Origin of the sequence: Aquirufa ecclesiirivi, from assembly GCF_011250515.1 — a bacterium.
In the GTDB taxonomy this organism is placed as follows: Bacteria; Bacteroidota; Bacteroidia; order Cytophagales; family Spirosomataceae; genus Aquirufa; species Aquirufa ecclesiirivi.
Genome location: NZ_JAANOP010000016.1, coordinates 1 through 966, shown reverse-complemented (window position 1 = coordinate 966; position 966 = coordinate 1). Strand labels below are relative to the sequence as shown.

General features: G+C 38.4%; 1 protein-coding gene. It reads left to right on the top strand.

Translation table 11 applies throughout. The features are described from left to right. Positions 1 to 966, top strand: a 966-nt coding sequence (locus tag G9H65_RS13240) for a hypothetical protein (protein WP_166375816.1), incomplete at both ends; no start/stop codon positions are given.

The following is a 966-nucleotide window of genomic DNA, read 5'->3' as shown; positions in this document are numbered from 1 at the left end:
AGTACTACGACTAACCCAATTAGTAAACCGAGTGTCTCTGGAATCGATTTTGGACAGCCTGTTCAGGTGGTATTTACAAACGGAATAGCCCAAGTAGATTTGATTTTATACCAAGTGGAAACTGCGAGTATCCAGGTAAGTGATGGTACTATTTCAGAAAAATCAGCTTTTTCAATTCAAGTAAAACCTAGTTCAGCAACTCATTTTGTCATCAGTGGAAATGCGACCCAACAAGTTGGAACTTCACAAGTATTACAAATTCAGGCAATAGATGCTTACGGTAATATTGATACAGGGTTTATGGGAGGTTTCACAGATGTAAATCTAGTTTTCACAGGGGCCAATGCTTCTTTAAATCCAGTATTGAATCCCTTAGTTAAGGGTCGATATGCAATTGGGATATTCAATAAAGGTCTAGCTGTATTGTTTAATAAAGGAGTAGCATCGGTGGATTTGACTTTGTTTAGGGCAGAGCATGCATCCATTGTTGTATCGAGTGGAGTTTTAGTCAGTAGTCCATTAGGGATTCAAGTAAATGCTAGCTCAACTACTCATTTTGTTATCAGTGGTCAATCAAGTCAACAAGCTGGTGCCACCCAAACTTTGAGTATAAAAGCGGTAGATGCTTATGGGAATGATGCTATTGAATATACTGGAACAAAAACACTGACTTTTTCTGGGGCAAGTACTACAACCAACCAAATAAGTAAACCGAGTGTTTCTGCGGTAGATTTTGGTCAACCCGTTCAAGTGGTATTTACAAACGGAATAGCCCAAGTAGATTTGATTTTATACCAAGTGGAAACGGCGAATATCCAGGTAACGGATGGTAGTATATTAGCCAAATCAGCTTTTTCGATTCAGGTAATATCTAATCCAGCTACTCATTTTGTGATTAGTGGAACTGCAACCCAACAAGCTGGAACATCACAGAAATTAAGTATTCAACTAATTAATAGTGAAGGG